The organism is Clostridium sp. C8 (genome assembly GCF_001010885.1).
In the GTDB taxonomy this organism is placed as follows: Bacteria; Bacillota; Clostridia; order Clostridiales; family Clostridiaceae; genus Clostridium; species Clostridium sartagoforme.
On sequence record NZ_LBMX01000097.1, the window covers coordinates 1 to 21,531 of the forward strand.

20 protein-coding genes are annotated in these 21,531 nt (G+C 26.8%); 6 read left to right on the forward strand and 14 right to left on the reverse strand.

Features of this window, described 5'->3' with window-relative positions; genetic code table 11:
• Nucleotides 1-442: 442 nt before the first annotated feature.
• The 4 genes from AAT22_RS15540 to AAT22_RS15555 all read right to left on the reverse strand — a co-directional run bounded on the left by AAT22_RS15540 (nucleotide 443) and on the right by AAT22_RS15555 (nucleotide 4,741).
• Nucleotides 443-853 carry a hypothetical protein gene (locus tag AAT22_RS15540; protein WP_016207733.1) on the reverse strand — a complete coding sequence of 137 codons (411 nt, stop codon included), beginning with the start codon at nucleotides 851-853 and terminating at the stop codon, nucleotides 443-445.
• Between the two features lie 128 nt (nucleotides 854-981).
• Nucleotides 982-2,061 carry a diguanylate cyclase gene (locus AAT22_RS15545; protein ID WP_047001895.1) on the reverse strand — a complete coding sequence of 360 codons (1,080 nt, stop codon included), beginning with the start codon at nucleotides 2,059-2,061 and terminating at the stop codon, nucleotides 982-984.
• A gap of 149 nt (nucleotides 2,062-2,210) precedes the next feature.
• Entirely contained in the window at nucleotides 2,211-3,329 is a 1,119-nt protein-coding gene (locus tag AAT22_RS15550; RefSeq protein WP_047001896.1) for a Ger(x)C family spore germination protein, read from the reverse strand.
• The gene (locus AAT22_RS15555) at nucleotides 3,326-4,741 is read right to left on the reverse strand and encodes a spore germination protein (RefSeq protein WP_016207736.1); all 1,416 of its coding nucleotides are present in this window, start codon (nucleotides 4,739-4,741) and stop codon (nucleotides 3,326-3,328) included. The genes AAT22_RS15550 and AAT22_RS15555 overlap by 4 nt, the downstream gene beginning before the upstream one ends.
• A gap of 230 nt (nucleotides 4,742-4,971) precedes the next feature.
• Between AAT22_RS15555 and AAT22_RS15560 the strand changes: the two genes are divergently transcribed.
• From AAT22_RS15560 to trpS, 4 genes are all read left to right on the forward strand, one after another.
• Nucleotides 4,972-6,066 (forward strand): endospore germination permease, encoded by a 1,095-nt coding sequence (locus AAT22_RS15560; protein ID WP_047001897.1) that lies wholly within the window; start codon nucleotides 4,972-4,974, stop codon nucleotides 6,064-6,066.
• A gap of 190 nt (nucleotides 6,067-6,256) precedes the next feature.
• A complete protein-coding gene (locus AAT22_RS15565; protein ID WP_016207738.1) occupies nucleotides 6,257-6,412 on the forward strand; it encodes a zinc-ribbon domain-containing protein in 156 nt (51 codons plus the stop codon).
• A 151-nt stretch (nucleotides 6,413-6,563) separates the two neighbouring features.
• A complete protein-coding gene (locus AAT22_RS19185) occupies nucleotides 6,564-6,710 on the forward strand; it encodes a hypothetical protein (protein ID WP_156174343.1) in 147 nt (48 codons plus the stop codon).
• 464 nt (nucleotides 6,711-7,174) lie between these two features.
• Nucleotides 7,175-8,185, forward strand: coding sequence for a tryptophan--tRNA ligase (trpS, locus tag AAT22_RS15570; protein WP_016207739.1), 1,011 nt, complete (start codon nucleotides 7,175-7,177; stop codon nucleotides 8,183-8,185).
• A 96-nt stretch (nucleotides 8,186-8,281) separates the two neighbouring features.
• Here trpS and galU read toward each other — a convergent pair whose 3' ends face one another.
• Together galU and AAT22_RS15580 are read right to left on the reverse strand one after the other, a co-directional pair.
• Nucleotides 8,282-9,151, reverse strand: coding sequence for a UTP--glucose-1-phosphate uridylyltransferase GalU (galU, locus tag AAT22_RS15575; RefSeq protein WP_047001898.1), 870 nt, complete (start codon nucleotides 9,149-9,151; stop codon nucleotides 8,282-8,284).
• A 190-nt stretch (nucleotides 9,152-9,341) separates the two neighbouring features.
• A complete protein-coding gene (locus AAT22_RS15580; RefSeq protein ID WP_047001899.1) occupies nucleotides 9,342-10,232 on the reverse strand; it encodes a UDP-3-O-(3-hydroxymyristoyl)glucosamine N-acyltransferase in 891 nt (296 codons plus the stop codon).
• A 275-nt stretch (nucleotides 10,233-10,507) separates the two neighbouring features.
• On the opposite strand from AAT22_RS15580, the gene brnQ reads away from it, so the two are divergent.
• The gene (brnQ, locus tag AAT22_RS15585) at nucleotides 10,508-11,779 is read left to right on the forward strand and encodes a branched-chain amino acid transport system II carrier protein (RefSeq protein WP_047001900.1); all 1,272 of its coding nucleotides are present in this window, start codon (nucleotides 10,508-10,510) and stop codon (nucleotides 11,777-11,779) included.
• 328 nt (nucleotides 11,780-12,107) lie between these two features.
• Here the strand turns inward: brnQ and AAT22_RS15590 are convergent, their stop codons facing one another.
• From AAT22_RS15590 to AAT22_RS15605, 4 genes are read right to left on the reverse strand one after another with little or no spacing between them, the layout of a single operon-like run.
• On the reverse strand, nucleotides 12,108-13,133 hold the full coding sequence (locus tag AAT22_RS15590) for a hypothetical protein (RefSeq protein ID WP_047001901.1): 1,026 nt from the start codon (nucleotides 13,131-13,133) through the stop codon (nucleotides 12,108-12,110).
• Complete coding sequence (locus AAT22_RS15595; RefSeq protein ID WP_047001902.1) at nucleotides 13,114-14,010, reverse strand: ABC transporter ATP-binding protein; 897 nt, start codon at nucleotides 14,008-14,010, stop codon at nucleotides 13,114-13,116. The genes AAT22_RS15590 and AAT22_RS15595 overlap by 20 nt, the downstream gene beginning before the upstream one ends.
• A gap of 1 nt (nucleotide 14,011) precedes the next feature.
• Complete coding sequence (locus tag AAT22_RS15600) at nucleotides 14,012-14,395, reverse strand: GntR family transcriptional regulator (RefSeq protein WP_016207749.1); 384 nt, start codon at nucleotides 14,393-14,395, stop codon at nucleotides 14,012-14,014.
• Between the two features lie 22 nt (nucleotides 14,396-14,417).
• Nucleotides 14,418-15,044, reverse strand: coding sequence for a hypothetical protein (locus AAT22_RS15605; protein ID WP_047001903.1), 627 nt, complete (start codon nucleotides 15,042-15,044; stop codon nucleotides 14,418-14,420).
• Between the two features lie 252 nt (nucleotides 15,045-15,296).
• Between AAT22_RS15605 and AAT22_RS15610 the strand changes: the two genes are divergently transcribed.
• A complete protein-coding gene (locus tag AAT22_RS15610; protein ID WP_047001904.1) occupies nucleotides 15,297-16,697 on the forward strand; it encodes an O-antigen ligase family protein in 1,401 nt (466 codons plus the stop codon).
• Between the two features lie 46 nt (nucleotides 16,698-16,743).
• On the opposite strand, the gene AAT22_RS15615 is transcribed toward AAT22_RS15610, so the two are convergent.
• The 4 genes from AAT22_RS15615 to AAT22_RS15630 are packed head-to-tail and all read right to left on the reverse strand — an operon-like array spanning nucleotide 16,744 to nucleotide 21,423.
• Nucleotides 16,744-17,775 carry a glycosyltransferase family 2 protein gene (locus AAT22_RS15615; RefSeq protein WP_047001905.1) on the reverse strand — a complete coding sequence of 344 codons (1,032 nt, stop codon included), beginning with the start codon at nucleotides 17,773-17,775 and terminating at the stop codon, nucleotides 16,744-16,746.
• 52 nt (nucleotides 17,776-17,827) lie between these two features.
• A complete protein-coding gene (locus tag AAT22_RS15620) occupies nucleotides 17,828-18,910 on the reverse strand; it encodes a Gfo/Idh/MocA family oxidoreductase (RefSeq protein WP_047001906.1) in 1,083 nt (360 codons plus the stop codon).
• 11 nt (nucleotides 18,911-18,921) lie between these two features.
• Nucleotides 18,922-19,527 (reverse strand): sugar transferase, encoded by a 606-nt coding sequence (locus tag AAT22_RS15625; protein ID WP_047001907.1) that lies wholly within the window; start codon nucleotides 19,525-19,527, stop codon nucleotides 18,922-18,924.
• A gap of 45 nt (nucleotides 19,528-19,572) precedes the next feature.
• Nucleotides 19,573-21,423 carry a nucleoside-diphosphate sugar epimerase/dehydratase gene (locus AAT22_RS15630; RefSeq protein ID WP_047001908.1) on the reverse strand — a complete coding sequence of 617 codons (1,851 nt, stop codon included), beginning with the start codon at nucleotides 21,421-21,423 and terminating at the stop codon, nucleotides 19,573-19,575.
• Nucleotides 21,424-21,531: the final 108 nt, after the last annotated feature.

The window sequence follows — 21,531 nt, forward strand, 5'->3', positions numbered from 1 at the left end:
TGGAATAAAGTAACAGGGAACCTGTTACCTAAAAAATAAAACAACTGTGCACTGTGCCTTGTGAACTGTGAACTGAAAAATGCTTCGCAAAATAAAACAAAGGAGTAATTCTTAACAATAGAATTACCCCTACTTACTACTTTTTCGACATTTAATTTTTATTAATTTAAATTTCACGAATTATTACTAGAATTCCTTTACTTAATATTTGAACTTTAAATTTCAAATAAAACTTACTTATTTAACAACTTAATTCTTATAATCCGGTTTATCTAAGACAATCTTTAACTACTTAAGCTTTTCTATTTAAGCTTTTCTTAACTCTCTAATAACGTATCAGTTATAAATTATCCAGTCCTTTAATCTTTAAATTCTATAATCCACTCCCGATAAATTACTTAATTTTTAATAAAATTTTTAACTAATTCATTTTACCAATTCTCTAAGCCACATATTCTCTTATACAATCTGGTAGATCATCAGTACATTCACAATTTAAATTTATATATAAATTTAAATTGTATCTTTGAGAGAATTCCTTTAATTTTCTAAAGAGATTCGTTGATTCCGATATATTATTAACTATACTAGATAAAGCGTCTATATATATATTTTCTACATCATAATTTTGAGATATAACTCCACAAAGTAAACCATAAAAGCTCTCACAATCTATTACGCCAAGTTCATTAGTATTTATAAACCTTATCTTACCTCTAAGCTGCATCATACGTCTTGCATCGTCATCAATATAAACTGAATCTCCTTTTGCTTTATTTGAATGTTCATTAGCAAGTTCTATTAACCTTTTGGTTTTACCTGCCCCTCTTCTTGCACAAAAGACTTGAATCATTGGAATCCACTCCCCCTAATAGAATTTTTTTTATTCTCTTAATATATGTATATTCTATTTAGTTGAAAATATTTACAGAATATTTTAAAAAATAAAAAGATAGTGTGTTCTATTACATCACTATCTTTTTACCTAAAAAAATGAGAACTCATTACTTTGTTTTTTCCTGCATGTTTTGCTTTATAAAGGTATTTATCTGCACAATTAATAACAGCTTCTAGATTTTCTCCGTCATATGGATAAAAACCAACCCCAAAGCTTGCAGTAATATTTCTTCCAAGTTCTTCTTTTGATATAAAGTTTTCTGATACCGCTTCCCTTATATTATCGATTCGCTCGTATACCTCTTGATTACTGTCTGTACAATCTATATATAATATTATTTCTTCTCCACCATATCTTGCTATTATATCCTTTGGATATAGCATATTCCTAATTAAATTTGCGGTTTCTATCAATACTTTATCTCCAAATTGATGTCCTAAAGTATCATTAATCCTTTTAAAATTATCTAAGTCAATCATAACTATTGCATATTTTTCTATTTTACCATTAGTTAATCTTTCCTCTATAATTTCATAAAATGTCTTTCTATTATAAATTCCAATTAAAGCATCACATTGTGCTGCCTTTTCTATCTTTTTATATAAAATAGAGTTTTCTAAAGCAATTGCTATTTGACTTGCTATTGAAGTTAAGAAAATTTCGTGAAATTCAGATAGAAAATTATAGTGGGTATGATCCACTATTATATAACCTATAAAATTTTCTCCAACTTTAATTGGCACACCCATTCGTGAATGAATAGATATACCATTTAACTCGTCTTCTATTATTGGATCCTTTGAATTTAAAATAAAAGTCTTATGTTTACTTATGTATTTTTTACATTCTTCTGTAAGGCCTATACTTTCTTCTGTGCCATTAGTAGCTTTTATCACAAATTTAAAATCTTCTAGTAAATATATGGTGGATTGAGTAACTCCTATAATTCCTATAATCATATCATTTATCATTGGTATTATATTTTTACTACTTAAATTTGAATTTATATAATTGCTAATTAATATTACATTAGAAAGCATATCAAGGTTTTTTTCATATTGAACATTAGCAGAACTTAATTCCTGTATTTTTTCTTCTGTGATTTTCTGATAGCTTTCGTACTCTGACTTAAGTTGCTGATACTTAACTTTATAATCGTCCATACTCCCTCCCTATTTCATCTAACATAGTATGAATCGAATCCAGACAATCTATAAGTTAATATTACTTTATTTTCCTTTTAATATCAATAGATTTTTACATTCAAAATTGTTTTCAATATAATATTTGTAATATAGTATAACTAAACTATCTATAAACTATCTTTAATTAATCCTGTTCCTTCAACTATTATGTTTACATTTACTTCTAAGTCAGTTTTTGATATAGGATTATATACTGCTGCCCTTGGATAATGTATATCCAAAAGCCTTTCTATTTCAAAAATATCAAGTTCCTTTTCTTTATATTCAGCAAATATATTTTTAATATAACTTTCTACTTCCTTTTCTTTAACCTCTTTTATATATTTTAATAATTCCTTATCAACAATTAACCTTCCTTGTGTTTCTGCAACAGATACTTTCATCTCTAAATTTTTAATTAATTTAATATTCTCTCCATCGTATTGAATTTTACTTTCTGTGTTATTATCTAATATATCTAATGTTATAAATCCTTGTTGTGATTGAGGATTAGACATTTCTAGAGTTCCTCTTCTTATATTATTCATAAGTAGATTGTAACTCATTGCATCTTTAGCATCAATTCTTTCCACTAATATGTTATCTTTTATTATTGCTCCTCCGCCAATTTCAATTTTTTTATCTAAAGCGTCTTCTCTTATTTCAATAACTCCCACTATATATGTATCACTAGCTGTTACTGAATTATTTAGGTAATCATTCATATTAGCTCTCATTGCCCTTGGATTTCTTTTATTTTTATGTACTAATTCTTCCAAATATAGTCCTAAATACTCTTCATCACTTGAAGTTATTTTTAGTAAGTCCTTAACTTCTCCAAAATAAACAAACATATCTGGTTTGATTTGGAATTCTTGACTATTATTTATTAAGTCTATGTATCTTTTTATACCATCTCTTGCAGCATTTTCTGTAAAAATATAAGCTCTATTTTGAGAGTAATTCAATTCAAAACTAGATGCTAAATTTACATCTCTTAGTGCTTCTAACGCTGTTTTACCTATACCCTTATATATTATTCTCTTTCCTTTATCTGAACTTTCATTAGTACTTCTGTAAGGTTTCACACAATCTACATAAACTATTGCTCTTCCAAAATCATCTGTATCAAAAATAACACTTGTAGCAAAACTTACTTTATTTATATCTCTATAATTAAAACACCCTACTAAGAATAAGGGGATAAAAAATACTGTTATAATTTTACTTAACTTCTTGAACTTCATTTTTCATCCCCCTTTTTTATGAAATCTTTTGAAATTTTTTCTAAGTTTCCTCTGAGTACAACATCTTTAAATCTATATTCATTAATACTTCCAATTGGGAATAAAAATTGATACCCTACTGAATCTAGCTCTGCTAATTGAATTAATAATAATAAAGCTCCACATAAAAACCCAGGTATTCCAAAGGCTGCCGAAAACGCAACTAATACTAGTGCCCAGAATGATAATGCTCCATATAGCTTTGGAATTAAAAAATATGATAGTGTACTTAATGCAACTACTATTATAGTTATTCTTGATGCTATACCAGCTCCTACAGCAGCTTCTCCTAGAATTAAACCTGAAACTATACTCATTGCTCCACCTATTGGCTGTGGAAGTCTTAGCCCTGCTTCTTTTATAAATTGAAATGCAAGCATCATTAATATAACTTCAACAAATGTTGGAAAGGGAACTCCTGCCCTAGATACCGCAAGCCTAAACATAAATAATGATGGTATAGTAGAAAAATGATAAGTTATTATTGCTACATAAATTCCTGGTACCATTGTTGCAACAAAAAACGCACACCATCTTAATATCCTATTAAAATTTGTATGATATTTATTCAAATAATAATCATCTGGCATTTGAAAGTTTTCTAAAAAAAAGTATGGTACGGTAATTACAAAGGAAGTTCCATCAACAATTATAGCAACTCTTCCTTCTAGTAGTTTTGCACCAATCTCATCTGGTTTTTCAGTATATCCTACTGTATCAAAAAGACTTTTTTGACTCTTAAGCTCATCTTCTATATAGTTGGTATCAAATATAAATCTTAAATCCAAATTTTTTACTTTTTCTTTTATATCATTAACTAATTCCTTCGGTGCAACACCATCTAAATAACATACAGCTACTGCAGTATTTGATTCTTCACCTACTACTATTGCTTCAAATTTTAGATTCGGATTCTTCACTCTTTTTCTTATTAACGCAACATTATGTACTATTAATTCATTAAATCCTTCTCTTGGTCCTTTTAAAACTGATTCTGTTTCAGGAATTCCAACGCCTCTTACTGGAAACCCCTTAGTTTCTACATATATTATCTCTTCAAAATCATCAAATACTATTATTGGATCACCAGATAATATATGCATTATTGCATCATCTCTATCTTTAGCAATATCCGTTGCACCTATATTTAATGCATTTTCTATTACTTCTTTAACAGAAGTTATTTTACCTCCATTTGGATGAAGTTCACCAAAACCTCTCAATGGTAAAACGACGTATTCACTTATCATCTGCATATTACATAGATCATCAATAAATATTACTGTTGCTTTACCTAAAACCGTTTGAACCGGCCTATATTTAACATCAAAAGAGTTTTTCATTTTCTCTTTTATATATTCTAAATTATTCATATACATCACCTGATTGTATTATTTGCTGAAAAATTGTTTAATATTCATTTTTTTGCTAATACTAAAAAGAGTGAAAAAGTGAAAGATTTAAAAAGTGAGCGAATTAAAGTTAAACTCCTTTGGAGTTTTTTATTAATTAAGTCCTTAATTTGGCAAAGCTAAATTATTTCAATAATTTTTCATTCTTTCTCTCTTTCACTTTTCCCATTAACTTTAGAAGGGTGGTAAATATGAATAAAATTTCTAGTAAACATTTTATATTATTTATAATTGGTGTAGTAATCATATCACTAAAAACATATGCATCAATTTTCATAGATATAGGGGGAAGAGATACTTGGCTTGCTTCTTTAATAGCTTCAATAATATTTGTTATTTTCTTAATGTATATAGTCAATATTTGCAATGTTACTAAAACCTTTGATATAAATTATATTTTTGCGCATTCTATGCCAAAAGCACTAAGCTTTATTCTAATGCTTATATTTATAATCACTTTATTTATAAATGCAATTGAAGCTGGAGCTCTAGAAGCTAATATATTACATTCTACATTGTTTCTTGAGACTCCTGTTTGGTATGCCTTAGCATTTTTCCTACTGCCATCACTTTTTATCTTTAATAAAAGACTACGTACTATATTAATATTTGTTTTAGTTAGCGTATTTATAATAATAATAAATGGAATTATCTTCTTTGCTCTGTCTCAAAGTTATAAAGATATAAATAACTTACTTCCTGTACTTGGTAGTAATATTTCTTATGGCTTTGTTATTTCAACTTTACTTATTTTAGGTGGATTTTCTTCATTTATGATAGCTATTCCATTTTTAAAGTTTATTGATAAAGTTGAGCATATTAGAATACATACACTTTACGCTGGTATTATTTCAGCTGCATTTATTATTATCTCTTTTGTAGGGGTTATAACTGCCTTTGGCCCACTAAGAGCTGCTAATATATTTTATCCTGAATTTATACTTGGGCAAAGAATAGAATTTGGTGGATTCATAGAATTTGGTGAACTATTTTTCTTGATTCAGACTGTAATTGGATTTTTTATTAAATATGTATTATCAACCTATAGCATTTTATTAATTTGCGAAAAATATATTAAACACAAACGTATTTTTATTGGAATATATACATTTTTAATATTTGTTTTTTCTAATTTATTAGGAATGAATAATTACCTGCTTTATGATGCTTTGAAATATCTGCAAATACTTAACTTATTCAGTTTTGTTTTATTACCACTTATAGTATTTTCATCATATTATCTAAGACATAAACCGAGAAAAAATTTAGTGGAAAATTCTAAATAATTAGAAATTTCAAAATAATATGTTTTTTTATTATATTCCCTTGAAATAATATTATTTTGTGGTATAATTACTTTGAAAATTTAAATGATTAGGAAAAATTTCGATATATTCTCTCCCCTTAAAGTTCATTTTTCACCTTAAGGAAGAAATTATCAAGTTTGTCCTTATGAATTTTAAGGAGGATTTTAAAATGGAAGATAAAAAAATAATTTGTAAAGATTGTGGAAAGGAATTTGTTTTCACAGTTGGAGAACAAGAATTCTACAAGGAAAAGGGATTTGATAATGAGCCAGTAAGATGCCCTGATTGTAGAAGAGCTAGAAAAGCACAAAATAACAGAAGATAGTTTCTGTTTTAAAAGACTAATCATTAATTTGATTGGTCTTTATTTCATTTTTATCAAATTCTAAGAAATCTTATATTTTATAAGTATTTTTTCTTTAAATCTACACAAACTATTATCTGCAACTAATATTTTTCGAAGGAGGATTTTTTTAATGAAATTAATAAAGATGTTTTTTACAATATCTGTTTTATTAGGATTATTTGCTTTAATATTTAAATATTCAATTTGGTCAATAAATATAATATTGCTTGCGGCTATTTTATTATTAGTAGTAGATATTTTTTATGCTAAGGCTTAAATTTATTATCTACGTACTTTGAAAGAATATCTTATAAGATAACTTTATTTTATGATAACTTTGAGATTAATAAAAATATTTTAAATTATATATTTTTTATAGTTCAATTATTGTTAGTTTAAGATTACTCCCTCTCATAAATTATTAAGCTTAATATCCCATACTTTTATTTAGAATACTTATTTATACATAAATTTAAATTCATACTTTTCCTCTTATTTCATTTCATGTTCTTCGTGCCTCTTAATTTTGATTCATTGACTAATGTTAAATTAAAATAATCAAATCTAAACTTATATATTAATCCTGTATAAGCTAAATTTAATCATATATTTCATATACTCCTCATAAATACCAATCTATAGTCTTATTCCTTGTTGACATGGTAAATTTCCAAATTTATAATTAATTGTATAACTATAAGTCTTATATGTTAGTATGCACAAATGAAAGGAGTGCTTTAATTGGAAAGTAATACAGATAAAAAGAAGGTTATTTTTAGTGGAATTCAGCCTTCTGGTCAATTAACTTTAGGAAATTATTTAGGAGCTATAAAAAATTGGGTGGCTCTTCAAGATGAATTTGATTGTTATTTTTGCGTAGTAGATTTACATGCAATAACTGTTAAACAAGAGCCAAAGGATTTAAGACAAAGAACTCTTGAAGTTCTTGCAATATATATAGCTGCGGGGATAGTTCCTGAAAAGAATACTTTATTTATTCAATCACATGTTCCTGCTCACAGCGAATGTGCATGGCTTTTAACATGTAATTCTTATATGGGAGAACTTAGTAGAATGACTCAGTATAAAGATAAATCTCAGAGATATGGGGATTCAATAGGTGCTGGACTATTCACTTATCCTGTATTAATGGCTGCTGATATTCTTTTATATAATACAGATTTAGTACCTGTGGGTCAAGATCAAAAGCAGCATTTAGAAATAGCTAGAGATATTGCTAACAGATTTAATAATACTTATAGTCCAACATTTAAAATTCCAGATCCATATATTCCAAAGGTTGGTGCTAAGGTTATGAGTCTTCAAGATCCGACTAAAAAGATGTCTAAGTCAGACGACAATCCAAATGGATACATCTTAATTATGGACCCACCTGAAGTAATAAGAAAGAAGGTTTCTAGAGCTGTTACTGATAGCCTTGGAATTATAAATTACTCTGATGATCAGCCAGGTGTTAAGAATTTACTTGATCTTCTAATTGCAATAAATGGTTCAACCCCACAAGACCTTGTAGCCTATTATAAAGATAAAGGCTATGCTGATTTAAAGAAAGATGTAGCTGATGCTATAGTAAATGAGTTAGAACCAATTCAAAATAAAGTTAATGAAATCCTTAAAGATAAAAAAGCATTAGAAGAAATATATAAATTAGGTGCTGAAAAAGCAAATTATATATCAATGAAAACACTTAGAAAAATGCAAAAAAAGATTGGATTTATTCCTAGAGGATAATAACAAAAAAGTTGAATGATCTTATTTACATTCAACTTTTTTTACTTTAATTAAAAGTTTTATAGTTTATTTTTATTAACACTCTATGCTTATTAATTACTTAGTCCAATCTCTACTTGTTAAATATTCAATAAATGGTTCTCTAAGCTCTTCTCTTTTTAAAGCATATTCTACTGTTGCTTGTAGGAAACCTAATTTATCTCCAACATCATATCTTTTTCCTTCAAAATTATATGCATACATAGCTTCATTTTCAATTAAAGTTTGTAATGCATCTGTAAGTTGAATTTCTCCACCTTTACCTGGTTTAGTATTTTGTAAAATATCAAATATTTGTGGAGTTATTATATATCTTCCTAATATAGCAACATTACTTGGAGCTTCTTCTATAGCTGGTTTTTCAACCAATTTTTTTACTTTATAAACCCTATCTTCAATATGAATTCCATCTACTATTCCATATTTATTTACATCTTCTTGATTTACTGTTTGAACCCCTAAAATAGAAGTTTTATATTCCTTATAGCAATTCATTAATTGCTTTAAGCAAGGAATTTCTGAGTCTACTACATCGTCACCTAATAATACTGCAAAAGGCTCATTACCAACAAATGCTCTTGCACATGAAATTGCATGCCCTAATCCCTTAGGCTCTTTTTGTCTTATATAATGAATATCTACCATATCAGATATTCCCCTTACAAGCTCTAAAAGATCTTCTTTATGATTTTTTTCAAGTTCCATTTCTAATTCTACTGATTTATCAAAATGGTCTTCTATGCACTTTTTATTTCTTCCTGTGATTATAAGAATTTCTTCTATTCCTGATGCAACAGCCTCCTCAATAATGTATTGAATAGTTGGCTTATCAACTATTGGAAGCATTTCTTTAGGCTGTGCTTTAGTCGCTGGTAAAAATCTAGTTCCAAGACCAGCTGCTGGTATAATAGCTTTTCTTACTTTCATATTTATCCCTCTCATTCATATATCTTTACATAATATAACCAATTTTTATTTTAACATATTAAAATATATAATTCAATTTATACACCACTATAATTGAATTATTTTACAATTTTATCAATAATACTTATAATCTTTTTAATAAAACTATGTTCTTTTAATATTATAGATTATTATACTTATAAAATCATGATTATCTAATACTTCTTATAAATTCTATATATTTATCATGATTAATTGCAAAATTTCCTGATACTTTTTCACCATCATTAATATTTTTAGTCACTACAGATCCAAGACTAATACTAACCTTATTCCCTAAAATTAATCCATTAGAAATAATAGCTCCTAATCCAACCCACGAATCATCTCCTAATATAGTTCTTCCCCCAAAAGTTGTTCTTGATGCAACTAAACATCTTTTTCCTATTTTAACACCATGCTCTATATGAACTAAATCATCTAGTTTAGAATAATCCTCTATTATTGTGTTATCCCAAGTATAAAGTGCTTTATCTATACATGAATTATATTGAATTTCTACATTGTTTCCTATAATTACACCACCACAATGATTAACATTCATTATTATTCCATCTACCCTCTTATATTCATACCCTTCGCCACCTAAGACTACACCAGATCTTATAATGGAATTATCTCCTATTACTGTATTTTCTCTAATAACAACAAATTCTTCTATTTTTACGTTATTACCTATCCTTACATTTTTTTTACTTATAGAAGCTAGAGGATTTATTTCACAATTTTCGCCAAATATAGTATCAAACTCTTTCCTTTTATAACTATCTATTTGAGACAATTTATTATGTAACTTGAAATAATCCATTCTAGGATTACTTGAGATTATAACTCCATATTTATTTTTAAGTTTATCACCTATTTCTTTTGTTGTTATTAAACAAGTAATTTTATCACTTAGCCCACTAATATATTTTTCATTTTCAATAAAAGAAAGTAATTTTTCTTCGCATACTGAAACTGATAGACCTAAAGATGTAAATTCCCCATCTTTAAGAAGATTCAAGTTTTTTATTAATTTTGTAATTTCACTTAATAACATTTTATTTCCTCCTAAGCCTTCTATATTTAATAATAACTTCAGATATAAATTTCAAATATATTATACCATTTTTTCACTAATGTTTTAATTTATTAATTCATTGAATATATTGTCGTATTATGTTAATATAAAACCTGCATATTTAATATTTATATAAAAAAATTATACTTTTCTTGTTGAATTATTAAGTTTTTATTATTTATGATATTCTTGACTCAATTAAATTTATTAGTTGAAAATTATATAGAAAGTATTTATATGGAGGAAATAAAATAATGAAAAAAAGTACAAAAGATTCTATTATTGTTGGCTTTGCCTTATTTTCAATGTTCTTTGGAGCAGGTAATCTTATATTTCCAGCCTTCCTTGGAAATAGGATAGGAAGCGAATATTTATTAGGTATTATAGGATTTATTACTACTGGAGTCGGACTTCCACTCCTAGCTATCTTTGCTTGCTCAAAAGGAGATGGAACTTTTGAAACCCTTTCAAATAAAATAGGTAAAAAGTTTTCAATAATACTTACTGCTGCTCTATTCATAACCGTAGGACCCCTGCTTGCAATTCCAAGGACAGCAGCTACTACTTTTGAACTTACAATAAGCCCCTTTTTCCCTAGTGTATCTCCATTTATAGTTATGACTATATATTTTATAATAAACTTATTTTTTGTTTTAAAAAGTACTTCTATAATTGATACACTTGGTAAATACTTAACACCAGCTTTAATAATTTTACTTGTAATTCTTATTACTAAAGGATTTTTTATACCTATTGGAAATATAGTTGAAACTGATGCTATTAATGTTTTTCCATCTTCTTTACTAGAAGGATACCAAACAATGGATGCTATAGCTGCTCTATTATTTGCAGGTATAATAACTGATTCATTAAAAAATAAAGGATACAAAGATAATCAAATGTCTACTATGATATTAAAATCAAGTTTTGTTGCAATTATTGGGCTTGCTTTTGTTTATGGAGGACTAACTTATATAGGTGCTCAAACTGTCAACTTAGCATCAAGTGATATTGGAAAAACTACACTTCTAGTATTAATAGCTAAAAATATACTAGGTCAAATTGGCCCTATAGTAATTGGAGTTGCTATGGGTCTTGCATGTTTGACAACATCTATTGGATTATTAACATCTAGCTCAGAATTTTTTGAAAGAGTATCAAAGGGTAAGTTACCATATAATTTAAATGCTATTGTTATATCTATTATTAGCTTAGCAATCGCAACTCTAGGCGTTGATAAAATAATAGTTTTATCAATTCCAATACTTAATATATTATATCCTGTATCAATTACTTTAATTGCTACTACTCTTTTATCTAGTATATTAAAAAATATTAATGCTATAAGACTTGGAGTTTATACTTCATTGATTTTTGGAATACTATTTGAAATTCCTTTGATTAATTTAAGTTTTATTCCACTTTCAAATCTAGGATTTGGATGGGTACTTCCTACTATGATTTCAATAATGATAGGATACGTTATTTTTTCTCCTAGAAACAAAAATGCTATACAATTAGACTAAGCAAAATTTCTATTAACTGAATTCAATTTATTAAGTATCCAGTGATTAATATTAAAAACCTTGATTTGTTTTTCCATAATGTAACTTTTATGAAAAAACAAATCAAGGTTTTCCTTATTTACTATTTAACTTTAAAAACCCTAAAATCTATTACCCTTTACCTGCTAGCTGTTACTTGTTTCCTAAACTCAACTGTGAACTAAAAACCTGTTACCTGACACCTATCACCTATTACCTCTATTACCTGCCTGTTACTTTATAAAAAAACTGTGAATTTTGCACTATGAACTAAATAAATTGCTTTGCAATTTATAACTAACGTTAACTATCATAAATAGTACTTTTCCTTTTTAGATCTCTTGAATTTTTTCAATAAAATATGAGTTATAAATGACGTTATTATAATAATTATTATTCTTAACAAAAATAACCTTTTTTCAAATAAAGAATTCTGGAAATAGAAATCATTAATTAAATTGCTTAAATATGGCGCTATTATTATTCCTATAAAGGTTTTTAGCATAAACTCAGCAATCTTCTTAGGGAAATTAAGAATTATTCCTTCATTCATATGTTCTACTAACATATTATCTGTTAATCTTTTTGCTATGAATATTAAAATTACTCCTGTTATTATAAAAAAGGCCGATATGGTAATTATTTGTAATTTACTCATGCTATTTCCTATAGGAACTCCATTTAGATATTCCATTATCCCATTATATACATATCTTATTCCTTTATTTTCATAATTAATATAGCTATAAAGCCCTGATTGTAAATTTATCAATAAAGCAATAAAATATATAAATATAAATATTCCTGAACCTATTAGATAATATGTATTTGCAAAGATTGAATCCAACAATGCTAATCCACCTATTGTAATAATTGATATACTAATTATTCTAATTACATCTATAGAAATACTTTCATTAAAACTTCCAATATATCTAATAATTTCAGCATTTTTTATTACTCCCTGTCCTATAATAATTAAATAAGCTATTAAATAAAGTATTGCACAAATTATTATTAGTATAAGTTCCCTTTTTCTTATATCTAGTCTTGAAAATGGTCCAGATAATAAGGTTGACCACTTTTTTCTTTTAAACATTCCTACTATTATTATATAACAAATTATTAAATATAATATTAATATAACTACACATTCAAAAGAATAAATAAGATTATAATTGTATCCATTATAAAGATTTTCTCTTAATCTCCAATTAAAATATTCATCAATAATAATTTTAGTAATTAGAAATGTACCTACATATGCTATAGCTAAAGGAAGGATTATTTTGGCATCTCCTTGATAAAATAAACTTTTATTCAAATATTTCTTCATAATCGCACTTCCCTCCTAATCTATGTATAAATATTTCTTCAAGACTTAAGTCTATTTCTTCCATAAATAAAGGCTTAAATCTATTTAATTTTTCCTTGAAGTCATCATTGTAATTTTCTGTTATAATAGTAAATACTCTTCCAACTTGTGAAATGCTAAATATACCTTCTATATTTAAATCTTCTTCATAAACTGGCATATCAAATGCCACCTGAATTTTCTTTATATTTTTCTTTATATTTTCTAGTGAATTATAATATTCAAGTTTTCCATCATTAAGTATCATTATATCATCACATACTCGCTCAAGTTCTCCTAAATTATGCGAACTTATTATAACTGATTTTTCTTTACCATATACTTCATTCATGATTATTTTCAAAACATTTTCTTTTAAAATAGGATCTAATCCTGATGTTGGCTCATCTAACACTAAAACTTCACACTCTAATGAAAATGCAAGCATTAAATTAACTCTCATTTTCATACCTTTAGATAATTGTAGAAATCTTTTATTTAATGGAATTTTAAAAAGTCTATTAATCTTATAAAATTTATCTTCATTAAAATCGGGATATATAATTTTATAATAATTTATTATTTCTTTTAAGGTTATTAAATAAAAACTACTGTGCTCATCTGGAACAAAAGCTATTCTTCTCTTTATTTCTGGATTATCATAAACTTCTTTTCCATTTAAAAAGACATCTCCATAGCTTCCCTTGTATACCCCAACTATTCCTCTTATTAAAGATGTTTTGCCCACTCCACTTGGCCCTACAATCCCTAAAACCTTTCCTTTATCCAAAGAAAAACTTATATCTTCTAATATCTTAGTATCTCCATAATTTAAGGAATAGTTTTTCAATTCTAACATATTATATTCCTCCTCTTATTTCCTTAAATCCTTCACTTAACAATAAAATCAAATCATTTTCTTCAATTCCTAGGTAATTAGCTTCTAATATTAATCTTTTTATATCTATAATTAATTTACTCTTCTTATCCTCTGAAGCTTTTTTCTCGTATTTGTCTGATACAAATGTTCCTTTACCTTTTATTGTTTCTACAATATTATCACTTTCAAGTTCTCCGTATGCTTTACTGACAGTATTAGGATTTATAGTTAGTATAGTTGATAACTCCCTGATTGATGGTAACTTATCTCCTGGTTTCACTATACCTTTTAATATAAGTTCTTTTACCCCAATTATAATTTGTTCATAAATAGGTGTACTACTTCTTGAATCAATTATTAACATAAGCTCACCTCACCTAAAAAAACTATTTATGTTCTATAGTATAATAATCAACTACATACCCATCTCCCTCATCTATAACTATTAAATAAAAATCTATTAATGTGACTACTTCTTCGTTAGACATTTTTTCCTTATATATTTCATCATATGATTTATATATTCCCTCTTTATTCACTGTTCCGTCTGAATTCACAAAAACTTTATCTACTTCATTATTATAAATAACTGAAGCACTTAATTTATAAGTTCTGACTTCCTTTGTTTTAGGATAATTTGGTATATTCTTAAAGGATTCTTCATAATTCACTCTTAGATTTCCTAAATTCTCTATATTTACTTCACTTATTTCATAACTTAAAAATATTGGTATTTGTTCATTAATGTATTTATTTGAATTATAATCATTTAAATATAATCTATATCTTCTTGATATACTTTCAAGAAATTCTTTTGGTGTAATATTGTAGTATCCATTTCTATTTTTAACCACTTCATAACTATTATCATATCCAATAAAATTAGTTATTGCTTCTTCTGGAGTATCGTATCTTACTTGTTTATCATATATTTTAGTCTTATCTCCAAATGATGTTATTATAATAAATATTATGATAAGTCCACTTACTGCTAAAAGTGTAGATTTTTTCATATAATTCCTCCCTTATTTAGAAAATAAAAAAATACTAAGTGTATTACTCAATGTAGTACACTTAGTATTATATGGAATAATTTGTTTTTTAACAATTATTATTTTCTTAAGATAACCTTAATGTTACAGGTTTTAATTATATTAGTAATTAATTGATATATATGCTAATCTCCTTTGATTGACATATATGTTTTTGATACGTATAATTAAAACGTTGATAAAAAAATAATTTTTTCTGAAAGGAGTACTTTGATGAATATTATTAAGAAAATTTTATTTAATCATGTAAATATATTATATGCCTTAATTACTGTTATGCTATTATCTTCTGTAGCTATAATTTCTCCAATAACTACAGAACTCAACATAGTAATTTTGATATGGGGAGGAATATACTTTATATATGATTTCCTTAATAATAAAACATGTCTTAAGTCCAGGTATAAAAGTTTCCTTATAGCCTATATGCTAGTTTTTTTTATAGGTGTACTTATAAATATAAAAAATAATCCCATAGATAATATAAAAAATTTTATATATAGTGGTTTCTTTCTATTCCTTGTATACTCATATAATTCTAATAAACTATTAGATAAAGTCAAAAGGGAACTAATAAATTTTAATAATATCGTAATATCTATAAGTTCTATTGTCGGATTTGCTTCATTAATGACATTTATATTTTTTATTCAATTTACATATAATGATATACCACAAGGCTTTATTTACCCTGATTCTCCTGCTTTATGGGGTTTTTACAGTAATCCAAATTCTGGTGGCATGGTTTCAGTATTGTCAATAATATTAACTATTGTTAATATTTCTTTATATAAAGTTTCCAGTAATAAAAATAAGGCTAAATTGAGAAATACATACTATATAATTAACATAATAATACAATGGTTATATCTAGTTTTATGCAATTCAAGAGGAGCAGTAGTCTCACTTTTAGCAAGCATTTTATTTTTAACCTTTTACTTATGCTATTATAGATATAACATCAAATTTAGCAATATTAAATCAATATTTATAGCTCTGTTTATATCAATACTTGTTCTTATGGCATATAATTTTACTTTATCAATATCTAAGATTTCATTATCATATATTCCTGAACTTATAGAAAGTACTTATTCTAAGGACAAAAATATTGATACAAGTAAAGATTCTTCAATAATTCTTGATAGAACTATTGAAGATGGTCATATTTCTACTGGACGAGTTGAAATTTGGACATATGGATTAAATACATTAAAATTTAATCCACTATTTGGGCATGCCCCTAGTAATATTGGATTAGCGAAACAAAATTTATATCCAAATGAAACCTCTAGATATATTATTACTAATAATATGCATAATGGATATATTCAAATATTATTAGCTAATGGTATTTTAGGAATACTTTTCTTTGGAACTTTTATTATCCTTATCGCTAAAGATTCCTTATTATATTTATTTGATAAAAGATTAAAAATAGATGTTAATCAGAAAAAACTTATATTTTTAATATTGTTACCTATTATATCAATAGCTGTAAATGGTTTATTTGAAAATGTAATACTACTTACTCAAAGTTACATCACGACAATACTTTGGACATATCTTGGTTATTTATCTTTAAATATTGATAAGTCAAAGTCATTAAAATAAATAGAAATAAAAAACTAAAAGCCACATTTATATGTGGCTTTTAGTTTTACCTTGACATTTTTTTATTTCCTTCTTCTATTTTCTTACTTTTAATTAAATAGAAATTTATTATTCCAACTATAAATCCTAATCCATAGGATATATGTAATAATGGAAATGAAATAAATAAATATCCTAAATAACTAATATTCTTCTGTATAGATACTTTTAAACTAAAGTACACATCTAATAAGATATACATTAAAATTATGGATAAATATGCGTTTCTAATAAAATCTGAAAATAAGCTAAGCAATCCACCAATAGCTAGGAATAATACAAATGCCAATGGAATTAAGTGCCTAATAGATGCTGGCTTTTTATGCTTTTGAATAACTCTTACTTTCCAAAATCCATATTGATAATATTGCCTCCATAAGCTTTTAAAATTTCCCCTACTAAAATATTTAGATTTAATTTTAGGGGATAACAGTATTTTAGTTCCACTCTTTATAACTCTAAAATTCAATTCATCATCTTGATTTCTAACCAATTCCTCATCAAATAATCCAATTTTCTCAAGCAACGTTCTTCTATATGCTCCAAATCCAACAGTATCAACAAAGCTTTCTTTTTCTGCATATCTAAATAGAGCATTTCCAACCCCAAACGGACAACTCATAGCTTCTGCTATAGCAGCCCCTTTTGTATTTTCATTTATTGTATTAATTACACCTCCAACACATCCAATTTCATTATCTTCAAGTGCTAGAACATTTTCCTTAATAAAATCCTTATCTGCATATGCATGTGCTCCAAATATAATAACTATATCTGATTCATTATATTTTATTCCTAAATTCATGCCCTTAGGTGCTGATAGACCCTTATTTTCAACTAGAACTATATTTCTATTTATTTTGGACATCTCTTGTATTATTTTTCTTGTGTTATCTGTTGACATTCCATCAGCTACTATTATACTTATAAGTTCACTAGGATAAGTTTGGTTTATAAAGGAACTAATACAATTTTCAATATATTTTTCTTCATTCCTACATGGAATAACTACGGATACTGTTTTATTAAATGCTTCCACAATTCCACCTCTTTTTATTTATAAAACATATTTCTAATTAATGTGAAGCATATTACTTCATATCTGAACTTGAAAAATTACTAAATGGGAAATTTACTGGCATTCCTGTCTTTCTTGATTTATATGCAGCTAAAATTATTGACAAAGGTACTATAGCGTCTTCTCCACTTACATATGGTTTTCTATCTTCATTTACAGCCTCTATAACATCTCTAAGCAAAGGAGTATGTCCCTTACCATAAACACTGTCTATTTCAACCTGCAAATCTTTTTTAACAGATTCCTCATCTTCATCTTCAAATCTCCAAGTCTTAAGCTCATTTACAGCAAGTCCGCCTATTACAACAGTTCCTTCAGTGCCAAATACACTTAATGTTTCTTCTAAGTTCTTTGGATACACTACTGCGCTGCCTTCTACAATTCCTATAGCACCATTTTTAAATCTGATTACTATAGCTCCAAAATCTTCAGCCTCAATTTTATTTCTAAATGTATCACATTCTGCATAAACTCTTTCTACTTCAGATCCAATCATCCATTGTAGTAAATCTATATTATGTATACACTGATTCATTAAAGTACCACCATCTAAATCCCAGGTACCTCTCCATGGAGCTTGCTTATAATAATTATCATCTCTTCTCCATAAAATCCTAGCTGTTCCATTCATTATTCTTCCTAATCTTTGCTCTTCTACAGCTTCTCTAAGCTTTTGAATCGGCTTATTAAACCTATTTTGATGTGCAACTGATAACTTAACATTATTTTTCTTTGCAACAGCTATCATTTCATTAGCATCGTCGATAGACATAGCCATTGGCTTTTCTACTATTACATGCTTTCCTTTATTCATACAATATATAGCTATTTCAGCATGGTATCCACTTTCTGTAGCTATAGTAACTACATCAATATCCTCATTTTCAAGCATTACTTTATAATCTTCATACACTCTAAGCTTTAAGCCTGAATCATTCATCTTTTGAAGATATTCTTTCTTTTTTTCTTCTGCTAGTTCTACCTTTACATCACATGTTGCAACCAAATTTGCTAAATCTTTATTTTCAACTAGGCCTTCTACATGTTTATATGAAATTCTTCCACAACCTATAATTGCAAAATTTAATTTTTTCATTTTTCTCCACCTTATAAAATTTTTATTATAGTTTTAATTATTAAATATATATCAAAAAATATATTACTTTTTTCTATATATTCAAGATTCAAATTTAATTTATCCTTCATTATTATGTTAATATAGTATTCTTCTGGATTTTCTACATTTCCTAATATATCATTTTCATCCTTATATCTTAGCGATGCCATATCTGTTATTCCTGGTCTAACCTCTAATACTCTTCTTTGTTCTTCATTATATAATGAAACATATTTAGGAACTTCTGGTCTAGGCCCAACTAAACTCATGTCACCCTTAAACACATTAAATAACTGTGGTAACTCATCAATTTTAAATTTTCTTAAAAAAGCTCCAACTTTAGTTATCCTACTATCTTTTCCAACAGTTATTTGTTTCCCAATCTTTTCTGCATCTGTTATCATTGTTCTAAACTTATAAATATTAAACTCTTTCCCATATCTACCAACTCTTTTTTGCAGAAATAGAATTTTACCTTTAGAATCTAGCTTTATTGCTATACTTGCTATTATAAATACAGGTGATAATATTACTATCCCCATAAATGATACCAATAAGTCGAAAATTCTTTTTAATATCTCGTTAAATTTCTTCATAATATTTCCTCTATCCATAAATATAATACTAACCTATTTTGATTGTTATTCTGTTATTGCTACTTCATTTACTTCTGATGGCTCTTTATAAGTAGGTACTATTTGCTTCATTTTTTGTTTTATAAGTTCATCATCTTCTTCTAATAAATTTTCTAGTTCTTGAAGTTTCTTATTTAAACTTTCAATACTTTCAAAGGTTGGCCTTCCTATGTATATTTTATTATGTTCAGTACTCTTTAATCCTTCTTCACTCATAAGTAACTCTTCGTACAGTTTCTCTCCAGGCCTTAAGCCTGTTATTTTTATTTTTATATCTACATTAGGCTCTAAACCTGATAATTTTATTAAATCTACAGCTAAATCATAAATTTTTACTGGCTTTCCCATATCTAACACAAAAATTTCTCCACCTTTTGCAAAACATCCAGCCTGAAGTACTAGCTGTGCAGCCTCTGGAATAAGCATAAAATATCTTGTAATATTTTTATGAGTAACAGTAACCGGCCCTCCCGCTTGTATTTGCTTTTTAAATAAAGGTATTACGGATCCATTACTCCCCAAAACATTTCCAAATCTAACAGCAACAAATTCAGTCTCACTTATAGGATTATATGATTGTATAATCATTTCACATAGCCTCTTAGTTGCTCCCATTATATTTGTAGGATTTACAGCTTTATCTGTAGATATTAAAACAAATCTATCAACATTAAACTCATGAGCTGTCTTTACTAAATTAAATGTACCAAAAACATTATTTTTTATTGCCTCTTTAGGACTATCCTCCATTAACGGAACATGCTTATGTGCTGCTGCATGGAATACTACATCAATATTATATCTTTTAAATATTTCTTCTAATCTCTTTTTATCTCTTATTGATCCAATTAATACATTTATATCTATTTGAGGATAGTTACTCTTAAGTTCATTTTGTATATCATAAACGCTATTTTCATATATATCGAATAATATTATCTTCTCTGGTCCGAATGGTATTATTTGTCTACAAAGTTCTGATCCAATTGAACCTCCGGCTCCTGTAACAAGAATAACCTTATTATTTATATAATTAGATATTCCTTTACTATCTAATACTACAGGATCTCTACCTAATAAATCTTCTAATTCTACATCCTTAATTCTACTAACGGTAGCTTCTCCAGAAATTATCTCGTAAATTCCTGGTATAATTTTAATTTTACAATTTGTTTTTCTACATATATTTAAGATTTGCTTTTTATTTTTATTATCAATAGATGGTATAGCAATAATTATTGTATCGATTCCTCTTTCCTCTGCTAATCTTACTATATCTTCTCTTTTTCCTTCTACTTTTACACCGCTAATACGCTTTCCTTGCTTAAAGTCCCTATCATCAATTAATAAAATGGGATTTAGCTTAAGATTTCTTCTTGAAAGCATTTCATTAATAATCATAGTTCCTGCAGAACCTGCTCCTATAATCATCACTCTTTCTTGATCCTTAGCGTATTTGTATGGCATATATAATAATGCTCTTCTATAAACTCTATAAAGTATTCTATATCCTAATGTGAATATGCATGCTAAAATAGTACCAATTACACAAACATTTAAAGGTATTGTTGCTCCTAAAGTTCTTGTATATAAAATCACTATAGCTCCGGCTAATATTCCTCCACCTACACCTAATATAAATTCATCGGTTCCAGTTAAATGCCACAATGAGCTATACATTTTAAATAATGCAAAACATATTATATATATCAGTGTTACTAAAATTACATCCTTTTGATATATAGTTGATATTTCTGTAAACCTGTTAAAAAAAGTTATATTAATTGATAGTAAATAGGCCATATTGACCATAAAAATATCAATTATAACAAGCAAAAGAGTTTTAATCCTGTTCATAAAACATCCTCCTAGTACTTTTTGTTTAGCACACATTATGTCCTATTTTAAATACTTCATAATTATACTACTAGTAACAATATCTTGTCTATATCACTATTTCTATTA